15 protein-coding genes are annotated in these 15,468 nt (G+C 66.7%); 10 read left to right on the forward strand and 5 right to left on the reverse strand.

Going from position 1 to position 15,468, the window contains the following annotated elements; translation table 11 throughout:
* The first annotated feature begins 26 nt into the window (after positions 1–26).
* On the forward strand, positions 27–593 hold the full coding sequence (locus MWU77_RS13905; protein ID WP_247273989.1) for a helix-turn-helix domain-containing protein: 567 nt from the start codon (positions 27–29) through the stop codon (positions 591–593).
* A gap of 886 nt (positions 594–1,479) precedes the next feature.
* Positions 1,480–2,523 carry an LLM class F420-dependent oxidoreductase gene (locus tag MWU77_RS13910; RefSeq protein ID WP_247273990.1) on the forward strand — a complete coding sequence of 348 codons (1,044 nt, stop codon included), beginning with the start codon at positions 1,480–1,482 and terminating at the stop codon, positions 2,521–2,523.
* Positions 2,524–2,552: 29 nt separating this feature from the next.
* Here the strand turns inward: MWU77_RS13910 and MWU77_RS13915 are convergent, their stop codons facing one another.
* The 4 genes from MWU77_RS13915 to MWU77_RS13930 form a co-directional block, all read right to left on the reverse strand.
* Positions 2,553–3,398 (reverse strand): aminoglycoside phosphotransferase family protein, encoded by an 846-nt coding sequence (locus MWU77_RS13915; protein WP_247273991.1) that lies wholly within the window; start codon positions 3,396–3,398, stop codon positions 2,553–2,555.
* 42 nt (positions 3,399–3,440) lie between these two features.
* The gene (locus tag MWU77_RS13920; RefSeq protein ID WP_247273992.1) at positions 3,441–4,085 is read right to left on the reverse strand and encodes an RES family NAD+ phosphorylase; all 645 of its coding nucleotides are present in this window, start codon (positions 4,083–4,085) and stop codon (positions 3,441–3,443) included.
* Positions 4,086–4,715 carry a hypothetical protein gene (locus MWU77_RS13925; protein ID WP_247273993.1) on the reverse strand — a complete coding sequence of 210 codons (630 nt, stop codon included), beginning with the start codon at positions 4,713–4,715 and terminating at the stop codon, positions 4,086–4,088.
* Positions 4,716–4,777: 62 nt separating this feature from the next.
* The gene (locus MWU77_RS13930; protein WP_247273994.1) at positions 4,778–5,425 is read right to left on the reverse strand and encodes a pyridoxamine 5'-phosphate oxidase family protein; all 648 of its coding nucleotides are present in this window, start codon (positions 5,423–5,425) and stop codon (positions 4,778–4,780) included.
* A gap of 80 nt (positions 5,426–5,505) precedes the next feature.
* On the opposite strand from MWU77_RS13930, the gene MWU77_RS13935 reads away from it, so the two are divergent.
* The 3 genes from MWU77_RS13935 (at position 5,506) to MWU77_RS13945 (ending at position 8,663) form a co-directional block, all read left to right on the forward strand.
* Positions 5,506–6,951: a PLP-dependent aminotransferase family protein gene (locus MWU77_RS13935; protein WP_247273995.1), complete on the forward strand. Its 1,446-nt coding sequence runs from the start codon at positions 5,506–5,508 to the stop codon at positions 6,949–6,951.
* 155 nt (positions 6,952–7,106) lie between these two features.
* Positions 7,107–7,679 (forward strand): hypothetical protein, encoded by a 573-nt coding sequence (locus MWU77_RS13940; RefSeq protein WP_247273996.1) that lies wholly within the window; start codon positions 7,107–7,109, stop codon positions 7,677–7,679.
* A gap of 135 nt (positions 7,680–7,814) precedes the next feature.
* Complete coding sequence (locus tag MWU77_RS13945) at positions 7,815–8,663, forward strand: SGNH/GDSL hydrolase family protein (protein WP_374229878.1); 849 nt, start codon at positions 7,815–7,817, stop codon at positions 8,661–8,663.
* Positions 8,664–8,828: 165 nt separating this feature from the next.
* Here the strand turns inward: MWU77_RS13945 and MWU77_RS13950 are convergent, their stop codons facing one another.
* A complete protein-coding gene (locus tag MWU77_RS13950; RefSeq protein WP_247273998.1) occupies positions 8,829–9,473 on the reverse strand; it encodes a TetR/AcrR family transcriptional regulator in 645 nt (214 codons plus the stop codon).
* Between the two features lie 99 nt (positions 9,474–9,572).
* Here MWU77_RS13950 and MWU77_RS13955 point away from each other — a divergent pair, with 99 nt between their 5' ends.
* The 5 genes from MWU77_RS13955 to MWU77_RS13975 are packed head-to-tail and all read left to right on the forward strand — an operon-like array spanning position 9,573 to position 15,454.
* Positions 9,573–10,733 (forward strand): VOC family protein, encoded by a 1,161-nt coding sequence (locus MWU77_RS13955; protein WP_247273999.1) that lies wholly within the window; start codon positions 9,573–9,575, stop codon positions 10,731–10,733.
* On the forward strand, positions 10,730–11,671 hold the full coding sequence (locus tag MWU77_RS13960) for a fumarylacetoacetate hydrolase family protein (protein WP_247274000.1): 942 nt from the start codon (positions 10,730–10,732) through the stop codon (positions 11,669–11,671). The genes MWU77_RS13955 and MWU77_RS13960 overlap by 4 nt, the downstream gene beginning before the upstream one ends.
* Positions 11,668–13,560: an acyl-CoA synthetase gene (locus MWU77_RS13965; RefSeq protein ID WP_247274001.1), complete on the forward strand. Its 1,893-nt coding sequence runs from the start codon at positions 11,668–11,670 to the stop codon at positions 13,558–13,560. Before MWU77_RS13960 ends, MWU77_RS13965 begins: the two co-directional genes overlap by 4 nt.
* Positions 13,557–13,907 carry a DoxX family protein gene (locus MWU77_RS13970; RefSeq protein ID WP_247274002.1) on the forward strand — a complete coding sequence of 117 codons (351 nt, stop codon included), beginning with the start codon at positions 13,557–13,559 and terminating at the stop codon, positions 13,905–13,907. Before MWU77_RS13965 ends, MWU77_RS13970 begins: the two co-directional genes overlap by 4 nt.
* On the forward strand, positions 13,904–15,454 hold the full coding sequence (locus tag MWU77_RS13975) for a bifunctional 3-(3-hydroxy-phenyl)propionate/3-hydroxycinnamic acid hydroxylase (protein WP_247274003.1): 1,551 nt from the start codon (positions 13,904–13,906) through the stop codon (positions 15,452–15,454). Before MWU77_RS13970 ends, MWU77_RS13975 begins: the two co-directional genes overlap by 4 nt.
* Positions 15,455–15,468 lie beyond the last annotated feature (14 nt).

Here is a 15,468-nt window from a genome sequence, read left to right on the forward strand (position 1 = left end):
GGGCTCGGTAGGGTCGAGGAGGCGCGATGGATGACGAGGTGCTCCGCGCGGTCGGTCCACGGCTTCGAGGGTTCCGGCAATCGCTCGGGCTGAGCCTCGACGAGCTGTCCGCACGTAGCGGGATTACGGCCAGCACGATCTCCCGTCTCGAGCGGGGCCTGGTGCGTCCGAGTTTGGAGCAGCTGCTTCCGCTCGCCCGGGTCTATGGACTCCCACTGGACGAACTCGTCGCTGCCCCGCGCGTCGGTGATCCGAGAGTCCATCTGAAACCTGTGCGCAAGCACGGCCTGACATTCATCCCGCTCGGCGTCCACGTTGGGGGCATACGGGGATTCAAGGTGATCTACCCGCCCAGTGGTGTGGCGAGCACGGTGAAGTACAACACCCATCCGGGGCGAGGGTGGTTCTACGTCCTCAGCGGCACGGTGACCTTGGCGTTGTCCGACGAGCGCACCACCCTCGGGGCGGGCGAGGCGGCAGAGTTCGCCACCACGACCCCGCACTGGATCGCCAACGCCCACAAGGACCGACCCGCCGAGATCATCGCTCTGTACAGCGTGCAGGGCGAACGTGTCCACGTCACCGATATTTGAACACCACGACCGCAGGAAGCTGAGGGGCGATCCGTGTCGTGCTGGGCAACTCGAGAAGGACGCCCTGCGGGCGGCTGTGCCTGACCATACGGAGACCCTACGGGTCCCTGAGCTTGCCTTCGGCCCCTTCCCCAACGCTGCCCGGTCACCATGTCCCGATAGACCTTCTCGGCCAGCGCTTCTGGCCCCACGTCGAGAGTGACGTGTGGCTTACGCTGGACCCGGTCGTTCGTGTCGACCCTCACGATCGGGTGCTCCACCACCAGCTGTGGAGACGAGGAATACTGGTGCCCAGTCGGTTTCGAACCGTGGGAATGGCACCCCGGTTCGCAGCGTCGATGCGCTGACGTCGGACTGTGGGAGATGAGCGACGATGCCTGCCCGCTGTGCCGTGGTTACCGGAACGGCCCTTGTGCACGCCGTGCAGGCGGCAAACACCTCGGGCCCCTCGACCGGCTGCCGGAGCAGGATCGAGGGGCGAGAAGGTCAGGACGTCGATGAACCTGGAGGCCAGAAGAGGTGGCCGGCGCGTGAGAAGGCGCTCGCGGCTCGTCGCTGGTGCACGCCTCTGCAGGGCGTGTGGATAGAATCCACCGTACGGTGCATGACAGCTCTTTCTGTCGTGTGCCCAGACCCCGGTTCGGTGTTGGCGCACCGGCCGGGGTCGACCTATTTTCAAGGTCAGTGGAGGGATGGTCCCACGTGCGGAGCAAGCCGTCAACTGGTACGGGACCCCACCGGAGTCTCGGCATAGGCATTGCTGATGTATTGAATCGGCGATGTGTCTTTGCGTCACGCACCGCGAACTGTTGAACTGCGTAAATCCTCAGGTTCGCGAAACTCGGATCCGTTCTCGACACCGGATCGTTCGATTGGAGTACTGCCGATGCGCATCGGAACGATGATCACCTACAGCGGTGGGTTCGCCGAGACCGTCGAGGAGGCAGCTGATCTCGAACGCGCCGGACTCGACATCATCTTCATGGCAGAGGCGTACTCGTTCGACGCCGTCAGTCAGCTCGGCTACCTCGCGGCGAAAACCAAGACGGTGCAGCTGGCGTCCGGAATTTTTCAGATCTACACGCGCACCCCGTCGCTGATGGCGATGACCGCGGCAGGTCTCGACTACGTGTCGGGCGGCCGGTTCGTGCTCGGCATCGGCGCATCAGGTCCGCAGGTGATCGAAGGCTTTCACGGCGTGCCGTACGACTCCCCGCTGGGCCGCACCCGCGAACTCGTCGACATCTGCAGGCAGGTGTGGCGCCGCGAACCCGTCCGCCACGACGGCAAGCACTACCAGATCCCTCTCCCGGCGGAGAAGGGCACCGGTCTGGGCAAACCGCTGAAGCTGATCAACCATCCGGTGCGCGACCGCATCCCGATCATCATTGCAGCACTGGGACCGAAGAACGTGGCGCTCACAGCTGAGGTTGCCGAGGGCTGGCAGCCGATCTTCTACCATCCCGAGCGGGCGCAGGATGTGTGGGGCGAGTCGTTGGCGAAGGGCGCGGCACGTCGTGATTCGTCACTCGGCGAACTCGAGGTCTACGCCGGACCCGCGCTCGCGATCGGTGACGACGTCGATCACCTGCTCGATGCGGTCAAACCGCACCTCGCCCTGTACATCGGCGGAATGGGTGCGCGTGGCAAGAACTTCTACAACGACCTCGCATGCCGATATGGATACGAAGCGGAAGCCAAGACCATCCAGGATCTGTACCTGGACGGCAAGAAAGACGAGGCCGCTGCGGCCGTGCCTGACGAGCTGGTCCGGGCGATCTCGCTGATCGGGCCTGAAGGCTACGTCCGCGAACGGGTCGCGGCGTTCAAGGAGTCCGGCGCGACGACGCTGAACGTCCGGGCCCTCGCACCCGACGCGGCGGGCCGTGTCGCGCAGATCGAGAAGTTGCGCGCCATCGTGGATGCGTGACGGTCTGCGTTTCGATTGGGGAATCCACACTATCTTCCGAGTAGTTGCGGGATCATCTGGTGCCCCTCGGCCTCGAAACCATCGTCGCCAACTTGGAAAGCCCACACGGCGTTTCCGATGGCGGCGCGAATGCGTTGCCGGAACCAGGCGTTCGGCTCGCGCGGGTCGGTGCCGTAGCCGTCCAGAAAAGCAGTTTCGGCTCCTGGGACGTGGACGAACTCCCGTGCCGCCAATCTGTCGAAGTCTTCGATAGCGGGTCGAAGATCCGCTCGCCCGAAGTCGATCACCCGGACGACCCCGTCGTCGATGATCCAGTTTCGGCTCTGCCAATCGCCGTGTGTCGGTACCAGCGTCGCGGCGGGGGTGGGCCAGGACTGGATCATTGCCCGCAGGCGTTCAGCGACGTCGGGTTCGATGCGGTGAGGCGCTGCGAGCCAACGCAACGATTTGTCGTTGGCGCGACGCTCGTACCCGTCGTCCTTGATGCTTTCTTGTGCATGAAACGTAGCGAGGAGCCGGCCTGCCTGCGCGTACGTATCGAGGCTCGACATCGTGTCATCGTCCTGGACGAGCCGTCCCGGTAGGAACTCGGTCACCACGAGCTTGGCGTCGCGATCCGAGTGGACCATCCGAGCAGCATGGCCGGTCGCGACCCACGGGCCCGTCCATGTCTCGTGAGCCCGAATCTCGCGGGCGATGTGATGATCCGCAGCGCCGCCGGCCTTGACGACGAACCGTCCCTCGGGTGTGGCAATCTGCAGAACGGTGGTCTCGACGAGATTCCAGCTCATGTCGGCGACCACGTCGAACTGGGGAAATCGGCCACGCAGTGTTGCCTGTTGCGGCTGGGTCAGGCGGTCGAGTGCGGAGGGCATGTGCATCCACTCTACGGAACTGGATGACTGGGGACTGCAGGGTCAGGTGATGGCGTAGCCGAGCTGATAGGCCGCGTTGTCGATCGGCCCGGACAACCCGGGATGCGACAACGGGAGGGACACCGCTGGCAGCGCGGGGAACGCATCGGCGGCCCGTTCGGTGATGACGATGCAGACACTCCCGGCAAACCGACCGCGATAGACGATGCCGTCGAGATCGTCGTGGGCGCGGTGAATGGTGCGGGCCCAGTGCTGGGTTCGGTCGTGCGCTGCGGAGTCGAGGGCATGGTTGCCGCCGACCCGGGTCGCCCATGTCCCCTCGCCGATGCCGGACACATCGAGCAGGCTCAGCGGGCGGGTGAATCGCAGCCCTGTGAGATACGGGTCGCCGCGGTGGCGGTCGATGACACGGGAGCTTTGGAACGCCTCGGCCAGCCTGCCGCGGGGACTGGAGGCGCCGTACCAGACGCCGTAGCCGGGATGTTCGGCGCGCGGGGGCGGGTGGTGGTCGAACCTCAGGATCGGGCCGAACGTGCGCATGCTGTTCCACGGCAGCACATTGGGTCCGGTGGTGCGATGCACCCGCCACACGATTTCGGCCGGTTGCCAGGTGAACACTTCCTCGGGGCGCACGCCCGCACCACGAAGGTCCGCAACAGTCGGTGGTGCGGGCAGCATCGAGCCCATCTATGCCGATTCCCATTCGGCGGCGGTGATCACGCCTCGGGCCTGTTCGATATCGGCGGCAGTTCCTGCGCTGCCGGACAGCCATGCCACAATCGACGCCGGCTGGCCCTCCACGGTCAGGGACGGTTGTGGGAGGGTCAGCAACGCCTGCACGGTCAGCGGGTGCAGATCCTTCGCCAGCAACGGCACCACCTGGTCGAGGTGCGGCACCACCCCGGTGTCAGTGAACTGGGCGGGGGGAAGCAATCGGTTACGGCCCGACGTAAATGCCCACAGGGTGCCGTCCCCGAGGCGCTGCCGGATCCGGGCCGCGGTCACCCCGAGACGGTCTGCCGCCTCAGCGATCGACAGTGAATTGCGGATCAGTTCCTGCATGCGAATGTCGCGACCCACCCGTACGGTCGCCGCCGCGGCCGGGTCTTCGACGAATCCGGCCTGATCGAGCAGGGTCGCGTCGTGGTCGGACAGCGGCGGTGCTGCCGGGTTCCGGTCGGACAGGCTGTGCAGGATCTGGGCGAAGAACTCCCGGCCGACATCGGTGCCGGTCACCTCTCGCAGCGCATCCTCGAAACCGAGATCACCACGCAGGTAGCGGGCTTCGGTGCTCGCATCCGCGGCTTCGTCAATCACACCCACCCTCGCTTTCGCTAATTATCACGAACAAATTCATGATAGCGAGAAGCTGGGGGACGCTACTGTGTTCGTGACGCCGAACCGTAACCGGCGATCAGACGCAGCACCGACGCGGGGAGTGGCGCATCGTCGGATATCCACGGCGCCGGAACCGGGCGCTCGGCGACGGTGCGTAGCGGTACCACCCCGGCCCACGGCCCCGGCGCGTCGGTCCGGGTCGGCGGCGCATTCCGTTCCTTCACGGTCCATCCGCCGGGCCGGATCGTCAGTGCCAGCGCCGAAGTGGCGGCCAGTTGCTTCGGTGACGGGCCGGGGACCTCGGTGCTGCGGTCGGGAATCAAGGTGTCGGACAGTCGGTTCAGGGCGTCGATCGCCTCGTTTCCGCTGAGTTGTTCGATGGTGCCGCGGACCACTGCCGACCGGTAATTCGCCGATGAGTGATACAGATCTTCGGCGACGACAATTCCGTCGAGGAGCATCACGCTCACGGCAACGGGCGCTCCGGCAGTGACGTGTCGTAGCGCGCCGGCTCCGGTGGAGCCGTGCAGCAGAATCCGGTCGCCGTCGCGGGCGTAGAACATCGGTACGAGCCATGGCTGTCCGTCGAGCACAGTGGCGAACGTGCAGGTCGTCGCGGCATCGAGCACGCGATCGAGGTCTTCGCGGTCGGTGCGGGCACGGTCGGGATAGCGAGTCAACGTCTCCATGGCATCAACACTGCCGGGAATCTGGACCGGAGTACAGATCCACAATCCGGCAATACCAGCAGACCAGTATTCTGGTAGTCGTGCCACGCGTATCCCCTCCCGTCCACCTGTCGTTGACCGTGACTGCGGGGAAGACGCCGCTGCGACACCGCATTGCCGAAGCGATCGTCGAGCAGATCCGGCTCGGGCACTTACGGGTCGGCGATGCACTCCCGTCGTCGAGGGTGCTCGCCGCCGAGCTGGAAGTGGCGCGAGGTGGAGTCGTCGAAGCATACGACGAGCTCGCCGCTTCCGGATTCGTTGTTGCAGTGCCTGGGTCTGCCACTCGCATCGCCGCCGGGGCCGACATCGCTGCCCGTGCACACACGCAACCTCATCCGGTCGCGCCCGACACGGCACCGATACCGCCGGCCCGAACCCGCCCCGCTCCGGCGGTCGTCGACCTCCGTCCTGGTCTCCCCGACACAGCACTCATCGCCGAACCTTCGTGGCGGCGAGCTTGGCGCCGAGCTGCGAGTGCACCGCTGGCCACCGGTAGCGTCGATCCGCTGGACCATCCCGAACTTCGACGGTCACTCGCCGTGCACCTGCGCAGGACCCGCGGAATCGCGGTTACTCCAGATGATCTCGTGATACTCCCCGGCGTTGCCGCAGCTACGCGTGTCCTCGCGGTGGCCGCCGGCCTCGACGGACGCGACGTCGCTTTCGAAGATCCCGGATATCATCGAGCCCGCCGCGCGCTGACCACCGAAGGCGCTCGTATCCGACCGGTTCGCGTCGACGACGACGGACTGCCTCCGCAACTCCTGGCCGACACCGACGCCGCCGTCTACTGCACACCCGCACATCAGTATCCGCTGGGATCGCGCATGCCTGTCGCGCGTCGCGCCGAGCTGGTGGACAGAGCGACCGCTACCGGAATGCTCGTGATCGAAGACGACTACGACGGCGAATTCCGATACGACGTGTCGGCTCTGCCTGCTCTGCGCAGCGTCGACGGCGGACGCGACTGCGTCGCCTACCTCGGGACCGCGTCGAAGATCCTGTCACCGACGCTACGGCTCTCCTGGCTGATACCGCCGGAGCCCCTGCGCGCCAACATTTCCGAGGCCGTATCCGTGTGCGGTGAGGGGGCGAACGCGACGTCGGCGCTCGCATTGTCCGCATTCATCGACGACGGATCCCTGACTCGGCATCTCGCGCGAACGGCGCGCACCTACCGGGCTCGCCGCGCCGCATTCGTCGGCGCCCTCCGACGACGGACCGATGGTTTGGACGGGGTGAGCGTGGTGGGTATCGATGCAGGACTGCACGTGGTGTTGCGTCTGCCCGACGGCCTCGACGACGTGGCGGTCGCGGCAACTGCCGAGCAACTCGGAGTCCGTACGACCCCGGTGTCGGTGCAGCTCGCCGGCGAGCAGGGACCGCGAGGGCTGGTGTGCGGCTACGCCTGCCTGCCCGAATCCGCAGCTGAGGAGGTTGCGACGGCCATCGCGACCGCGGTGCGGCAGGCAATCGCCGGATAGGGGAGACCACGCTGGTTCGGTGAGGGTGTCGACCCGTGAGCGGCGCCGGGCAGGTGTGACGAGGTCGTGGGTAACGGCGTGGTGATCGGGTTCGATTTCCTCTGCGAGGCCGCGCCGACGATGTGCGTGTGGCCGGGGTAGCCGGAGGAGCGCACTTGAAGCCCTACCTGAGGGTTCTCGCGGGGATGTTCGCGGGCATCACGCTGTGGTTGGCAATCGTGGAATTGATCCACGGCAACGTCGGACCCGCCCTCGTCCAGTTGATGTTCACTGTCGGTCTCGTCTACCTCGCTGTCGGCAAGCTGATACGAGAGCACTACTTGCGGGTTGCAGCCGAGCGCGACGCACTCGCTGCCCGAGCAGAGGCAGGGCACCGCGCGTTCTTGGCCGGGCATCCGGCAGCCTTCGCGCCTCCGCCTCCACTACCGCCGCCGTCGAAGGCGCGTCGCGGTGTCGTGATCGCCGTGGTTGTAGCAGCCTTCTTCGTGCTCATCGGGATCGTCAGCGACATCTCCGATGGGCTCGATGCGCCATCCGAGGACGGTGCGGTCACGACGCCGCAGTCGTCGACTCGCGCTACTGAAACCGCTCCGCTGACAGTTCCGATGTCGACGGAGGCGGCGACGACGGCGCGCACTGTAGCGCCGGTGAGCACGGCCGCTGCCACGGCGAAACCTGCGAGCGCTGGGCAGATCGTCCCCGAACTGGACGAGGCCGCGCAACGATGAACCGGGTTTGCTTTGGTAGATCTCCGCATAGCGACTCTGTCGTTTGCACTGCCGTCACAGCATCGTTAACCGATAATGACCTTCGTGAAGGCTGGTGCATCTGAAGTGACCGAGGGACGAAATCCAATTCCCGCGGTGCGCGCGTTCGTGGTGGCGGCGATCGTTGCTGCGATCGCCGTGTTGTCGAGTCCGGCTCTGGGCTCGGCGGATCCGAACATCCGCTACGTCGCGCTCGGCGACTCGAGAGCGGCCGGACCGTATCTCGACGCCGCAGCCCACGCCAACGGGTGCTCGCGGTCGAATCTCGGATACCCCGCGGTCGTGGCGCAGATACTCCATCCGGAATCCTTCACGAATGTGTCGTGCACCGGGGCGCGTACCGAACATGTCACGTCGGTGCCGCAGCCTACGTCGGCCGGTCCGGTACCGCCCCAACTCGAATCGCTTACTCCGGACACCACGTTGGTCACGGTCAGCATCGGTGGAAACGACATTGCCTGGCCCAACCTGGTTTCCGCGTGCTACACCGACGCGCCCGGCGTCGATGCGAATTGCAGGAACGATCCGGCAGTGACCTCTCGCATGGATGCCGCGCTCGGCGCGCTCGGCCCGAAGGTGACCGCCACCCTAGGAGCGGTTTCCAGGAAGGCACCGAATGCCCGAGTTCTTCTCGTCGGGCACGGCGGCATCTTCGGCACCCGCGGATGCTGGCCCAACATCCCCACGAGCGACCCCGACGCCGCGTTCGTCAACGGGTTCTTCACCAGGATGAATCGTGTGCTGGCGGGCGCTGCTTCAAGTGCCGGAGCCCAGTTCGTCGACGTCACCGTCGGGGCCGAGGGGCACGACGCATGCGCCCTGCCCGGTTCCAGCTTCTTCGAGGGACGGTACTCGTTGTCGCTCGCGCGGCAGCTGCATCCCACCGAAGCGGGAATGCGGCACATGGCCCGGCGGGTGGTGGATGTCCTGCACCGGACCGGGTAAGCGATACGTGCCCTGGCGCTGTTACGGCGCGCCGTAGCCATTTCTTCGACGCTTGCGTGACGCGACGTCGCGGTTCCCGCGATCATAATTGCTTCCCACACTGACGCTTTCGAGTGTGGGAAACGGGGTCTGGTGCGCGGGAAGAATGCTGCTGAGCTAACACTGTCACGCACTTTCCGTCCGTACCAGCAAGTCGTCGACGTCGGGCAGGTTCATTCGGCATATCTCGACGGCGTCCGAGTCGGAGAGTCCGAGCATGCACAGGATGTTGATTGCGAAGTCGTCGGCAGCGGCGTCTGCGTCCAGTGACGGGTCGGCGTCGAGAAGCGCTGCGAGCGAAAGTGCACCGCCTCCGACGATGGACACTGCGATACGGCTGTCCGTGTTCCTGAAGCGTCCGGCGGCGATGCCGGCGTCGATGTCGCGGCGTGCTCGCGGGACGAGTCCGCGGTCGGCGACTGTGATTTCCAGGCCGCGGTGAAGCAGTACTCGTGTCAGCGCGGGCTCTCGGCGGCAGAGTCGCACAGTCAGCCGGAGGCTCTGCCCGAACACCACAGCGGGATCCTCGTGGTCGGACAGGAGGTCGAGGATGCTGCCGAAGCGTTCGAGCGCCTCGTCGACTGCTGTCTCGAACAGTTCGTCTTTGTCGGTGAAGTGGTTGTAGAAGCTTCCGAGGCCCACGTCGGCCAGCCGGGTTATCTCGAGGACCGGAACGTTCGTCCGCCGCTCGGCTAGCAGCTTTTGCGCGGCGGCGATCAGCGCTGCGCGGGTGCGGGCGCGGCGCTGATCGGAACGGGTCTGTGTCGGCACCACCCCATTCTCACACCTTCATTGCTGACGATTTCGTCAGAACATCTTGACTGATGCACACGTCACATGTGACGATTTCGTCAACATAGGAGGTGAACGGTGCCCCAACGCAGATCACACGCCAGCCCGGCGGTGGGCCACGACGCTCATGTCCGCATACACAGCGACCAGGCGGGGCTTCCGGGAGAGCACCCGGGCCGAGCACGGAACCCGATCATCAAGGTCCGGGATTTGGCATGGCTCGAGTTCGAGAAGCCGGATTTGCGCGGAGCTGAACGCTTCGCGCACGCATTCGGGTTCGCCACGGCAGCGAAGACGCCTGGCGAACTGCATTTGCGGGGAACGGAGCGGGCTGCGCCGTGCGTGATCATCCGCGCCGGTGCGCGGTCGAGATTCGTCGGATTGACCTTCCACGCTGCGGACGTGGCCGACCTGCTGCGCCTGGCCGACGCGACCGAACGCACAGTGCGACCCCTGCCGGAGTCCATCGGCGGTCTCGGCGTCGAACTCGTCGACCCGAACGGGCTTCCGGTCCGCGTCGTAGCAGACACACGCGAGCTGGACGAGCTGCCCGTGCAGCCTGCACTGACCCACAATTTCGGTGGTGAACTGCACCGCGTCAACCGCACCCAGCGGCCGCCCCGTGTGCCGGCCCAGGTGCAGCGACTCGGCCACGTCGTTCTGCAGTCCACCCGCTATCGCCGAACCCTCGACTGGTACCTGGAGCATCTCGGGCTGATCGTCAGCGACTTCCTCTACTACGACGGCCAGCGTCACCGTGGTCCGACGATGAGCTTCATCCGCTGCGACCGCGGATCGGAACCCACTGACCATCACACCCTGGCGATGACGCTCGGCCCGGCCAACCGATATGTCCACTCCGCCTACCAGGTGGCCGACCTCGACGCGATCGCCGCAGGCGGTGAGTACCTGCGGGACGAGGGGTACCGGCGCTCCTGGGGCATCGGCCGGCACATCCAGGGCAGCCAGATCTTCGACTATTGGCGCGACCCTGACGGTTTCCTCGTCGAGCACTTCAGCGACGGTGACATGTTCGACGCCTCCCTCGCTCCCGGTTGGGCACCGATGACCGCCTCTGGCCTGGCCCAGTGGGGTCCGCCCGCGACCAAGGACTTCCTCGGCATCGCGCCGGGAAAAGAATCGGCCGCCGAGTTCCGATCCATGATCCATTCCCTGCGCGAGGACAACGAGTGGGACCTCGAACGCCTCCGCGGACTGATGAAAGTAGCTGCAACGTGAGTACCTCTGTTCTTCGCACCGCCGACGCCTGGTGGGCCCTGACGTCCGATGGGACCGCCGCCCGCGTCGACACTGCCGCCACCACGACTGCCGAGTTGCTCGCCGACCGCGCAGCCGTCGAGGCGGCCGCCGCATCGTCCGCCGGCACCCCGGTCGACGACCTCGACCTGCTCGCCCCCGTCACAAATCCGTGCCGCGTGGTCGCGCAGATGACCAACTACGTCAGCCACGTCACAGAATCGGGTATGGATCCGGAGACGATCCCGTTGACGTTCTTCCGCAAGGCATCCGGCTCGATCAGTGGCCCCCACGACGACATCGTCCGCCCTTCGCACGTGAAGTTCCTCGACTACGAGGTGGAACTCGGCCTGGTGATCGGACGCCCGCTCGAGGTCGGCGTCGAGATCAACTCGGACAACTGGACGGATTTCGTGGCTGGGGTGGTGATCACCAACGACGTCTCTGCGCGCGACGTCCAGCTTCCCAAAACCCAGTTCTACGAAGCGAAGTCGTATCCGACCTTCACCCCCACCGGGCCCGTGCTGGTTCTCCTGGACGCGTCCGAGCTGGAACGATTCCGCGAGTTCCGGTTGCGGCTCGCGGTCAACGGCGAGACTCGCCAGGACAACACCGGCGCCGACATGATCTACGCCCCGGCCCAGGCGCTGGCGGCGCTGGCCCGTTTCCAGCGACTCGCACCGGGTGACCTCGTCCTCACCGGGACTCCAGGAGGAACCGCGCTGAAGGCGCCGCCGCGCGTGGTGGAGAAAATCGGCGCCCTGCTCCCTCCCGCAATGAAGTGGAAAGCATTCTTCAAGTCCCAGGCGAAAAACCCTCACTACCTCGAGGACGAGGACGTCGTCGAGATCACGATCGAGACCCCCGACGGCAAGATCGACCTCGGCACCCAGCGCACCACTGTGAGGTACGCCCGATGACCGTCGACACCGAGGACACTGTGCTCTGGCCCGCGACCTTCGACCATCCCGGCGACCTCGCCGCCGTCGAAGCGGTGCCGTTGGACGACCGGGGTCTGCCCGAGACGACCTACGAGGCCCTCGCGCGGGCCGGCAGCCTCTGGCCCGACCGTACCGCGATCACCGTGCTTCCCGACGCCGAAAGGTGGCAGTCGCCGACGCGCCGCACATACCGCGAACTGCTGGTAGACGTGCACCGCTACGCCAACGCGCTGCACGGGCTCGGCGTCCACCGCTCCGATGTCGTCGCGATCATGTCGCCGAATTGCGACGAACTGATCACTGCCACCCTCGCTGCCGAGCTGGCCGGTATCGCGATGCCCGTCAACGGAGCGTTGGCCGACACCCACATCCGGCACCTGCTCGAACGGTCAGGTGCCCGGGTACTGATTGCCGCCGACTCCACGCTGGACCCGGCGGGATGGGAGCAGGTGCGGGCGCTGGTCGCAGCCGACGTGCTCGACACTGTGCTGCTTATCGCCCCGACAGGCGAGACAACGGACGTCGCAGCGGAACTGGAGGGAGCGGCCGTGCTCTCGTTCGCTGCGCTCGCCGCAGAAACCGGCGGCGAGCGATTCGATGGTGAGCTGCCGACCGCGGACGACGTGGCGGCACTGTTCCACACCGGTGGCACTACCGGTGCACCGAAGCTGGCCGCACACACCCATCGCAACGAGATCGTCGACGCCTGGTCGGTCGCGGCAGCTTCGGAGCTGGGCGAGAACACGACGATCTTCGCCGCGCTGCCACTGTTCCATGTCAACGCACTGGTGGTGACACTGTTGGCGCCGACGCTGCGCGGTCAGCACGCGGTGTGGGCGGGACCGCTCGGTTACCGCGATCTACCGCTGTACGGGTGCTTCTGGAAGGTTGTGGAGCACTACGGGATCACCACGATGAGTGCGGTGCCCACCGTCTACGCCGTCCTCGCCAATGTGCCCGTCGACGCCGACATCAGCTCGCTGCGAATGGCGGTCGTCGGTGCGTCGATGCTGCCGCCCGCCGTGCGCCGTGCGTTCGAGGAGCACACCGGGATCACCTTGCTCGAGGGCTACGGCCTGACGGAGGCGACGTGCGCGAGCGCCCGCAGTTTCCTCGACCACCCCCGGCCCGGATCGGTCGGGCAGCGGCTGCCGTACCAGCGGATCAAGGCGGTCCGCATCGACGACGATGGCACCTGGACCGACCTGCCTGCCGGTGACTCCGGCGTGCTCGCGATCAGCGGCCCGGCCGTTTTCCCGGGGTACGTCGTCGGCCGCGACGTCGAAAGCGGACTCGTCCTCGACGGACTGGGCAAGCTGGTCGACGGATGGCTCGATACCGGTGATCTCGGCGCCGTCGACGCGGACGGGTTCGTGTACCTCACCGGTCGGGCGAAAGACCTGATCATCCGCGGTGGCCACAACATCGACCCGGCCCAGGTCGAGGATTCCCTGTTGTCGCACCCCGCGGTCACGGGTGCGGCCGCAGTCGGGATGCCCGACGTGCATGCCGGGGAGGTCCCCGTCGCTTACGTCACCCTCAGCGCTCCCACCACCGAAGCCGACCTCGTCGCATGGGCGAAGGAACACGTCGCCGAACCTGCCGCCGCCCCCAAGTCGGTGCAGGTCGTCGACATGCTTCCGGTGACGGCGGTCGGCAAGCCGTACAAGCTGCCGTTGCGGGCCGACGCTGCCCGCCGCGCCGTCACCGCGGCCCTCGCAGAGCACGACGGCGCCGTCGAGGTGACGGCCGACGTGGAGGACGGCGGCGTGACGGTCACCGTGGTCGCCCAACCCGGCACCGACCAGACAGCGCTGGCCCAGATTCTCGACGCCTTCGCACTGACATGGCGGGTGGCCACCCGGTGACCGCACTGACAGTTGTCCTCGCGGTGCTCGCGGCCCTGCCCTTCATCATGTTCGGGCTCGCCAAGGTCACGGGACGACTCGGAATGCCAGAGCGAGCCGCTCACCTCGGATTCACCGAGGCGGCCTACCGACGTATCGGCGTCCTGGAGATCCTCGGCGCGGCCGGACTCCTCGTCGGCCTGGCGTTTCCCCTGATCGGGGTCGCGGCGGGTGGGTGCCTTCTGGTGTTGGTCCTCTCGGGTGCGGTGCTCCACCTGAGAAGCGGTGACGGTCCGAAGGGTGCGGCACCGGCGCTGGTCGCCGCCATGCTGGTTGTGCTCTACGGCATTGTCGGGGCGAGTATATGAGGACGACGGAACCTGTTGACGTGATCGTGGTCGGGGCAGGACCGACCGGTGTCACTGCAGCGGCACTGCTCGCTCGGTACGGCGTTCGTTGCCTGGTACTCGACCGGTGGTCGGACGTCTATCCGATGCCCCGAGCTGTCCACCTGGACGACGAGGTGTATCGGATCCTCGGCCGGCTCGGCGTGGCCGACGCGTTCGCGGCCGTCTCCCGGCCCGCGCTCGGACTGCGACTCCTCGACAGCGATCACCACGTCCTCGCCGAGTTCACACGAGACAGTCGAGTCGGCATCCACGGCTACCCACAGGCGAACATGTTCGACCAGCCGGCGTTGGAGGCGATTCTCCGGGCACATCTCGCGACCCTGCCTACGGTCACCTTCCGCGGCGACGTGGAGGTGACTGCCGTCGACCAGGTCACACACGACCGGGTGCGGGTCGTCTTCGAGGACCGCGCGACCGGCACCGCCGAAGTGGCCGAGGCCGCGTTCGTACTCGGGTGCGACGGCGCGAACAGTCTGGTGCGCAACAGTATCGGCGCAACGATGACCGATCTCGGTTTCGAGCAGCGCTGGCTGGTCGTCGACATCGAGACCGACCACGAACTCGGCGCGTGGGAGGGCGTGCACCAGGTGTGCGACACCCACCGCGCGGCGACGTACATGCGCATCGGCGACCGGCGGCATCGCTGGGAATTCCGTCTCCTCGACGGCGAGAGTGCTGCGGACTTCGCGACTGCCGACGCGCTTGCACCGCTCGTCGCGCCGTGGACCGGATCCGTTCCCGTCGAAGATCTGGTCCTGCACCGGATCACCGATTACACCTTCCGCGCACAGATCGCGGATCGATGGCGGGACCGGCGGATCTTTCTCCTCGGTGACGCCGCGCACCTGACGCCGCCGTTCATCGGTCAAGGTATGGGTGCAGGCCTGCGCGACGCTCTCAGCCTGTCATGGAAGGTGGCGGGGGTGCTCTGGGGCGGTCTCGACGAGGGGTGGCTCGACACTTACGAAACCGAGCGCCGCCCACATGCGAAAGGCCTGATCACCCTCGCGGTTTGGATGGGACGCGCCATGACGGGCGGGGGCCGGTTCGGTGACATCGCCCGCGGGGTGCTTGCGCCCCGGCTGGACCGGGTCCCCGGTCTGAGCCACCGGGTCACGGACAGCACAACACCGCCACTACGTGGACGCACTGTCGCGTTGGACCGAGGGGGCCACGGACTTGCCGGCACCCTGTGCCCGAACCTCCCGACGGACGCAGCGGGTACCTACTCACGTTTCGACGACGGGCCCGCCGCAGGCCGATTCTCGCTCGTGACGGCCGCGCCGGTCAGCCAGCACACGCGGTTGCTGGTCACCGAACGCGGCGGGACCGTCGTCGATGCCGCCCCGGGTACGCCCCTGCACGGGTGGTTGAGTGCAGGCAACGCCCGCGCCGCGCTCGTCCGCCCCGACAACACCGTGCTGGCCGCGGGCCGGTCGGCGTCCGCGCTCGCGTACCGGATGCCGTCGTTCCATACTCGGCCGGTTCGACAGCGAACCCGGTGACCGGTCGCGGTTCC

Source organism: Rhodococcus sp. F64268 (genome assembly GCF_023015605.1).
Classification (GTDB): Bacteria; Actinomycetota; Actinomycetes; order Mycobacteriales; family Mycobacteriaceae; genus Rhodococcus.